This window comes from Clostridium folliculivorans (assembly GCF_024341905.1).
GTDB lineage: Bacteria > Bacillota > Clostridia > Clostridiales > Clostridiaceae > Clostridium_AR > Clostridium_AR folliculivorans.
Genome location: NZ_BQXY01000006.1, coordinates 311,470 through 317,987, shown reverse-complemented (window position 1 = coordinate 317,987; position 6,518 = coordinate 311,470). Strand labels below are relative to the sequence as shown.

Sequence of the window (6,518 nt, the reverse complement as noted above, 5' to 3'; positions counted from 1 at the left end):
CCGGGGTTACCGGAGCTACTGGTGTTACTGGTCCTACCGGGGTTACCGGAGCTACTGGTGTTACTGGTCCTACTGGCGTTACTGGTCCTACTGGCGTTACCGGAGCTACTGGTGTTACTGGTCCTACCGGCGTTACTGGTCCTACTGGCGTTACTGGTCCTACTGGCGTTACTGGTCCTACTGGCGTTACTGGTCCTACTGGCGTTACTGGCCCTACTGGCGTTACTGGTCCTACTGGCGTTACTGGTCCTACTGGCGTTACCGGAGTTACCGGTGCTACTGGAGCCTCTGGTCTAGGTTTAGTGGCTTTTGGATATTTCTTCAATAATATAGGCGGAGTAGTAAATCCAGGTTCTCCAGTTGCTTTCAACGGAGCAGTTCAAAACGGTTTTGGATTTACACCTATTTCAACTTTTGTATCAATTGTGACTTCAGGATTATATGAAGCTAGATTTATAGTTATAGCTGCAGATGTTAATCTTCAAAGTATAGCACTTAGAATTAATGGTACTCAAATAATTTCGACAACAGTTTATTCTACCCCTACTGATACCAACCTTATTGTAGGTCAGGCTATAATTCCACTATCTACTTCAGAAACAGTAGAATTAATTAACAACTCAGAAAGCCCAATAATATTAAATTCAATTAACTCCGTATCCGCATCATTGATTTTAACTAAATTAGATAGATAATAAATAGAAAAATCGCTAAAGCAGCAATCTTTAGCGATTTTTTTGCGTATTTATCCTTATTGTAATTTTCTTCTTCTTAAAATCATTATTATTGCTAAAACTAGGGGGAACCCTACACCTAAAATTACAGATACGGGCGTCCATATATTAGCCAGAAATTTTATATAATCATTATGATCTTTTCCTTGATAATTAGTAATAAATACACACACTATAGCTAATGGTATCAATATTAGCGGATCCTTTTTTACTCTTATTGATTGCTTGAAACTATACATTGAACAGTACAGCATCACAACTGACTGCACGAAAAGTCCCCAAACAAAAAAACTTACCATTATTAATTCATATCTAGGTAAATACTGCGTTAATTCTGCACTTCTTACCTGTTGCATACAAACTACTACAAATTGCTTCATTACATCAGCGCCAAGGACTCCTGTCTCAAAAACAGGCCATATTATAACACTAATTATCCCTAGGAGGGTACCCCATACTGTTATTTTAGTAATCTTCTTCTTATTATTAAGCATTGGATATATTATTAGCATTGATAATATAATCATTGATATATCAAGAAAGACATATGGACTAGCTATAATATTGGCTAATATTCCTCTATCAAATATTGGCAGCAAGTTTTGAACCTTAAAATCCCTAAAGGTCCCAAGTATCATAGTTATATTTATTAACATGGTCATTATGAATCCAAAAAAAGAAAATCTAATTATTACTTCTATTCCTAACAATGCACCATATGTACATAATGCTATGTATACTATACATAGCATTAGAAATGGTGTTTGAGGAAGTAGATATTCTTTCAAATGTAACATAAGAACATTTGAAGAGATAGTGAAAGCTACAGCAAAATATATACCTAATATTATACCTAGTAGATATGAAGATCTTGGCCCCATTGCTTTTCTTGTAAATTGTACTATACTCTCTTCGCCAAGTCTAATTGCAATTATACTAGTTAGCATCACGATTAAAGTCCCTATTAGAAAGCCAATTAACATAGCACTCCAGGCATCTCCGCCTATCTTCCTTACTACTATTCCCGAAGTTATCCCTATAGCCTTCCCGTAAATAAGATTCGGAATCATAAAAAAATACTGTAACCTACTTATCTTTGCCTTCAACCTTTTCTCCTCCATTAGCTTTTTCGTTTTGAATTGGTATTTGATATAAAGAACTTGAATCAATATTTATTTTTACATCTACTTTTACTGCAGTCTTTTTAAAAGTTTCGTTCCACTTATATTTAAGAGTTTTATCCCACTGCTCTTTATTTTGTATATGAACAAACCTTCCAAAGGCAACTACGTCGCTATTAAATTCTGTTTGAAGCTTTTTTATTGCATCTTCAGTATCACCTTTAATTTTTGCTTGTATTAAATTTTCTACTTCTTTTTTAAATATATCTATTGATACATTGGATACTTCATCTTGTTCAGTAATCTCCCCTATAGCATTAATATCTATCACAACTTGAGGTGCATCACCAACAACTGTAGATTTAATTTTTGTTTTAATATCATGAAGTTCTACTGTAACCCTTTTATTGTTTAACAAGGTTAAAGCAACTGATACTACGGAACTTTTAACTTTTTCCCTAACAAAATTAATTCCTCTTGTTTCATCTGGAGTTAAGAAACCTACTAGTTTATCATCTTTTAATACTCCTGAACCTGCTAGCTCTACTTGAGTGTCTTTCTTAGAAGCATTAGTGACCATATTTAACTGAGATATGATTGGTTGTTGTGAATCACTCTTATAATCCCTAAAAACTGTTAGCATATCAGATTTAATACTCTTTGCAGGTAACTCACCATATTTGAATAGTCTAGCTAAAGATAATGCTGGAATACTTTCCATACCTGTCTTTGCTTCAATATATGGTCTCGCTTCTCCTTTTACTACAGCTATCCATGTTTTCATTCTTAATTCACTATTGTGTGTGAAAAAGTCTACAACTGGAGTTATACTATCTCTTGCAACATTCTCTCCAATTACGATAATATTGTTGTGCGCCCACATGATTCTTCTAGAAGACATCTTTGCAACATTTCTTATTGCATCAAAAATCGTCTTACCATCCGCTGTTCCTACCCATATAGGTTCACCACTTGGTCCTTTATTCCCTCCACCAGCTTCATTAGGTTTTGCCACTTGTACGGTTACTGAAAACTCATCTTCACCTTTTTTATCTATGCCAACAGCCATAACTAGCCCTAACTCATTGATTTCTCTCATATCCCAACAACCTTGAAAAAGCGTTGCAGTTATACATATCTCTAAAATCACACATAATCCTCTAAGCTTCTTCATATGTAATCACCACTTTCTAAATGCATATACCAAATCATTTTTTTGGCTTCTCTGGTTTATTTCCTTCCTTAGACTGCCTATACGCTTCTTGTGATCCATAAATAGAAGATCGTTTTTTCATAGCCCATAAAGGTGCCTTAAACAACGTATCCCTTCTTCCTCTAGAAAGTACTGGATCTAATGTCCCTAGGAACTGCACTCCAAATGAACGTAGTGATAATAAGTGAAGTGTTATAAAGATACCTGAGCCCAAGAATCCTAAAATTCCAAATATTCCAGTACAAATAAGAATAAAAAATCTCGTTAATCGTAATGAATAGGAAGTACTATAAGCAGGTATTGCAAAGGAACTTATTGCCGAGCCTGCTACCATAATAACAAGTAGTGGTCCTACAAGACCTGCATTAACTGCAGCTTCCCCAATTACAAGCGCTCCAACAATCCCTACAGCCTGACCTATTGGTTTAGGCATGCGTAACCCTGCTTCTCTCATAAGTTCAAACATAACTTCCATAAACAATGCTTCTAAAATTGATGGAAAAGGTACACCTTCCCTAGATGAGGCAATATTCAAAGCTAATGGTGTTGGTAACATCTCCTGATGGAAAGAAACTAACATAACATATATAGATGAAAGTGTCATTGACATAACCAATGCACATACTCTTAACCATCTTAGAAAAGTAGCTATTTGAAATCTCTCGTAATAATCATCCGATGCTTGAAAGAATTGCCAAAACACAACTGGTAATATTAATACAAAGGGACTATTATCAACAATTATAATTATTTTTCCTTCTAGTATTGAAGCACATGCTTTATCTGGTCTCTCAGTTACTTCAATTTGTGGAAATAAAGAAAAAGGAGAATCCTCTATCATTTCCTCTATATATGCACTATCCAAAACAGCATCTATATCAATTCTATTTAATCTATCATTTAATTCTTTTAACACGTCTTTATTTACAATAGAATCTATATAAGCTAAAGCAATATCAGTTTTAGTTCTTTTTCCTACTTTTAACGAGTCAAATCTCAAGTCATAATCCCTAATTCGTCTTCTAATTAATGCAGTATTAGCTCTAATACTTTCTATAAAACTATCTTTAGCCCCTCTTATACTGGCTTCATTACTTGGTTCTGCTAAACTTCTCATCTGAAATCCACGAGTTGATATAATCATACCTTGATCTATAGTATCTATAAAAACAATAGTATCTCCAGCTAATAAGCTATCGAGGAGTTTCTCAAAATCTTTTGATGTATTAACGGATTTAGATATAATCCCTTTACTTATCAATTGATCTAATGAATTATTTTCTTGAGGATTTATGCTTTCATTTTTTCTGGACATAAGTGGTCTTAGTAGGATGTCGTCTATCTCTTTAGCACCAACCAAACCATCAATATAAACAGCCAATGCATTTTTATCCCCAAACATTGGTATCGTAAACTCCCTATACATTACATCTCCACTGCCACCAAGCTTACCTTTTATGAAATTTTTATTATTATCTAATTGAGTTGATACTACTCTATCTTCCATTTATATGCATCTCCTAATTGTACTGCTATGATTTTCCAGCTTCGGTTGCTAATTTATACATATAAAAAACTATAGATTCATAGTCTGCCAATTAAATATAAATTCAGTCTTAATATACAAATTTCCTATACTAAAACATTCTTTATATACTTTCTTAACTGCATGAACCTAAAGCAGCATACTTTTTTATTATAAGTATCTACAATATGAAATTAAAATTAAAATCCAACATATATAAGAAATTTCTATAATTATTACAACAGTAAATTTCATTCCGTAAAATATACAATTGTAATTATATCCAATAAGGATATTAGTTATTCAAGGCCAATTTTGGTAAAAAAATTACTGAAGTGGCTTTCTTCAGTGATTTTTTGCGCATCTTCCTTTCCGAATGTATATGAGGAAAATTTGGCAGGCAACATATTATTCTTTTTTATTCTTTAAATCACATTATGTTTTAAGTAGTTACTCATATTTATAGCTATAATTAAGTTATAAATGGTCCAAAGAATAAAAAAGAAGCCATTTTAAAAATGACTTCTTTAAAAGATATATTATTTTTTTTGATATTTAGCTTTAGGTTGATTATCTGTATGAGATGTATGTTCATGAACTACATCCGATTGGATCTCCATACTTATTCTTCCATCAACTTGTTTGCTTTTATCTTTATTCTTTTTAGTAGCCATAATAACCCTCCTTAAACAATATGTTTTTCAAAAGTTATTATCCCACTATATCATAATTGTATTATAGATAAACTACTTCATTTTAAAATAAAAATTCACAACTTATCTAGTACGTTTTAATTCAATTTAAAATTTGTAAGCTTTACATTTCTTTATCTTCACCATCTTCTAAACTCTCACCAATAACATTGTCATTATATTCATCTAAATACGAGTACTTTACACCATCTTTTTCCCATCCTATTATGGAATTCATGTTTACGTTCTTAGCAGCATTGAATATAGATTTTTCTACATCCTTGAAATCCTTCTTCAAGTTTTCGATCATTTCTTTTATTTCGTATCTCTTATTTCCAACCTTCTTTGCAGCAACCATACATGCGCAATTAAGTGGCCATATTCCAGCATTCTGAGTAAATCTCTTTATATATGTTTCTTCAACGTAGTACATAGGTCTTATAAGTTCCATACCTTCAAAGTTATCAGACTTTAATTTTGGAAGCATTGTCTTAAAACTAGCTCCATAAAGTATGTTTAACATTGTAGTTTCAATTACATCATTGTAATGATGTCCTAAGGCAAGCTTATTGCAGCCTAATTGCTTTGCTCTGTTATAAAGTGCTCCTCTTCTCATTTTCGCACACATATAGCATGGATAATCCTGTGCTATCTTATCTACTATATCAAATATACCTGACTCAAAAATTGTTATTGGTATATTAAGATGTTCACAGTTACTTATAAGCAATTCTTTTATTTGAGGGTGATATCCAGGATCCATAACAATAAATTCAAGTTCAAAATTCATCTGTCCGTGCCTTTTAAGCTCTTGGAAAAGCTTAGCCATAAGCATAGAATCCTTACCGCCTGATATAGCTACTGCTATCTTGTCTCCTTCTTCTATCATCTTAAAATCTTTAATTGCTCTTACAAACTTTGACCATATATTTTTCTTATAAGTCTTTCTAAGACTTCTTTCTATCTCATCAAGTGACTTTCGTTCATTAAATGGAACAACTATCTCGCATCCATTTCCAGCTATACCGCTCATATGTTCACCTCATTATAATAATTTCGTACAAAATATTATAACACCTTTTATCATTATTTTTCTATATTAGATTGTTTTGCTCCTTAAATATTAATTATTTTAAAAGTCTAATATCATCAATCAACTCTCACTCAATGCATATCCACGGTCATGACTTTGTAGTAGTTTCAGTTGATGAATTAGATACTTCATGACTCAGT

Annotated in this window: 7 protein-coding genes; 2 read left to right on the top strand and 5 right to left on the bottom strand. The window is 32.7% G+C overall.

Going from position 1 to position 6,518, the window contains the following annotated elements:
* A partial coding sequence (locus tag OCU55_RS17735; protein ID WP_261853622.1) for a collagen-like domain-containing protein occupies positions 1–695 on the top strand: 695 nt, incomplete at its 5' end.
* A gap of 56 nt (positions 696–751) precedes the next feature.
* On the opposite strand, the gene OCU55_RS17730 is transcribed toward OCU55_RS17735, so the two are convergent.
* The 5 genes from OCU55_RS17730 to OCU55_RS17710 form a co-directional block, all read right to left on the bottom strand.
* Complete coding sequence (locus OCU55_RS17730) at positions 752–1,840, bottom strand: GerAB/ArcD/ProY family transporter (RefSeq protein ID WP_261853621.1); 1,089 nt, start codon at positions 1,838–1,840, stop codon at positions 752–754.
* On the bottom strand, positions 1,821–3,029 hold the full coding sequence (locus tag OCU55_RS17725; RefSeq protein WP_261853620.1) for a Ger(x)C family spore germination protein: 1,209 nt from the start codon (positions 3,027–3,029) through the stop codon (positions 1,821–1,823). Before OCU55_RS17725 ends, OCU55_RS17730 begins: the two co-directional genes overlap by 20 nt.
* A 34-nt stretch (positions 3,030–3,063) precedes the next feature.
* Positions 3,064–4,575 (bottom strand): spore germination protein, encoded by a 1,512-nt coding sequence (locus OCU55_RS17720; protein ID WP_261853619.1) that lies wholly within the window; start codon positions 4,573–4,575, stop codon positions 3,064–3,066.
* Positions 4,576–5,132: 557 nt separating this feature from the next.
* Complete coding sequence (locus OCU55_RS17715; RefSeq protein WP_261853618.1) at positions 5,133–5,267, bottom strand: hypothetical protein; 135 nt, start codon at positions 5,265–5,267, stop codon at positions 5,133–5,135.
* Positions 5,268–5,409: 142 nt separating this feature from the next.
* A complete protein-coding gene (locus OCU55_RS17710) occupies positions 5,410–6,318 on the bottom strand; it encodes a tRNA 2-thiocytidine biosynthesis TtcA family protein (protein ID WP_261853617.1) in 909 nt (302 codons plus the stop codon).
* 71 nt (positions 6,319–6,389) lie between these two features.
* Here OCU55_RS17710 and OCU55_RS24075 point away from each other — a divergent pair, with 71 nt between their 5' ends.
* Complete coding sequence (locus OCU55_RS24075) at positions 6,390–6,512, top strand: multicopper oxidase domain-containing protein (RefSeq protein WP_427847070.1); 123 nt, start codon at positions 6,390–6,392, stop codon at positions 6,510–6,512.
* Positions 6,513–6,518 lie beyond the last annotated feature (6 nt).

What these genes read in the sequence shown, in the direction of transcription:
- OCU55_RS17725 (WP_261853620.1), bottom strand. Translation starts at nt 3,029, where the DNA reads ATGAAGAAGCTTAGAGGATTATGTGTGATTTTAGAGATATGTATAACT.
- OCU55_RS17720 (WP_261853619.1), bottom strand. Translation starts at nt 4,575, where the DNA reads ATGGAAGATAGAGTAGTATCAACTCAATTAGATAATAATAAAAATTTC.
- OCU55_RS17715 (WP_261853618.1), bottom strand. Translation starts at nt 5,267, where the DNA reads ATGGCTACTAAAAAGAATAAAGATAAAAGCAAACAAGTTGATGGAAGA.
- OCU55_RS17710 (WP_261853617.1), bottom strand. Translation starts at nt 6,318, where the DNA reads ATGAGCGGTATAGCTGGAAATGGATGCGAGATAGTTGTTCCATTTAAT.